This window comes from Pseudarthrobacter humi, assembly GCF_024294965.1.
Classification (GTDB): domain Bacteria; phylum Actinomycetota; class Actinomycetes; order Actinomycetales; family Micrococcaceae; genus Arthrobacter; species Arthrobacter humi.
This window is the reverse complement of record NZ_JANCLV010000044.1, coordinates 1-1,065: the sequence shown is the minus strand read 5'-3', so window position 1 is coordinate 1,065 and position 1,065 is coordinate 1. Positions and strand designations below refer to the sequence as shown.

General features: G+C 64.4%; 1 protein-coding gene and 1 pseudogene. Both read right to left on the bottom strand.

The genetic code is table 11. The features are described from left to right. Window positions 1–65: 65 nt before the first annotated feature. A complete protein-coding gene (gene istB / locus NFC73_RS20675; RefSeq protein WP_254753354.1) occupies window positions 66–824 on the bottom strand; it encodes an IS21-like element helper ATPase IstB in 759 nt (252 codons plus the stop codon). After that, a pseudogene (locus NFC73_RS20670) lies at window positions 821–1,065 on the bottom strand (hypothetical protein); the annotation flags it as partial. The gene istB and the pseudogene NFC73_RS20670, both read right to left, overlap by 4 nt.

Below are 1,065 nucleotides of genomic sequence, written 5' to 3'. Positions count from 1 at the left end.
TGTTAACGCCAACCGAAAATAGGGCCAATAGTGCCAATTGAAAACGGGGCCACGGGGTTGTGGTTCTATTGTGCCGTACTGGCGTCGGGTTGGTGTCTTTTGAGCCGGTAGCTGTTGCCTTTGAGGCTGAGGACGTCGGCGTGGTGGACGATCCGGTCGATCATGGCCGAGGCGATGGTCAGGTCCCCGAAGACATCGCCCCAGCGGGCGAACGGGAGATTGGACGTCAGAATCATGGACGCGTGTTCGTAGCGGCTGGAGACAAGCTGGAAGAACAGGTTCGCCGCGTCCTGGTCAAACGGGATATAGCCTACTTCGTCGACCACCAGGAGGCTGTAGCGGCGGAGTTTGACCAGTTCCTGGGCGAGTTTCCCGCGGGAATGGGCTTCCTGGAGCCGGGCGACCCAGCCGGTCGCTGAATCGAAGAGAACCCGGTGCCCGGCCTTGGCTGCCTTGATACCGATGCCGACCGCGAGGTGCGTTTTGCCCGTGCCAGGTGGTCCGAGGAGGACCACGTTTTTGGCTTCGGAGAGGAACACCCCGGTGCCCAGGTGCGCGATGAGGTTCCGGTCCGCGGAGGGCTGATGGTCGAAGTTGAACTCCTCCAGGTCCTTGTGGGCCGGGAACCTCGCGGCCTTGATCCGTGTCGCCGCGCCGGAGGCTTCGCGTTCGGAGACTTCACGGGAGAGGACCGCGGCCAGATACTCCTCATGGGACCAGCCGGCGTCCCGGGCCTGGTCCCCGAGCCGGCGGAACCCATCGCTGATCCGTGGTGCGCGCAGGGCCCGGGCGTAGTACTCGATCTGTGATGGTGTCCCGGTCATGATGCCACTTCCAGGACCAGGTTCGGCGGCTGGCCGAGGTCGATGCCGAAGATCTCGTCGTAGGCGGCCAGGTCCCGCACCTGCACTGCTTCCTCGGGTTCGGGGCGGTGCACTCTCTGTGTCCGGAAGTCCCGGCGCATCACCGCCGCGCGGGCCACATGGACAGGATCAGTCACCACGAGATGCCGGGCCCATGCCCGGACGTGGGTGGCGATGATGACACCGTCATGGGTGACCCAGA

Coding starts and splice junctions, on each gene's coding strand:
- istB (WP_254753354.1), bottom strand. CDS start 824: ATGACCGGGACACCATCACAGATCGAGTACTACGCCCGGGCCCTGCGC.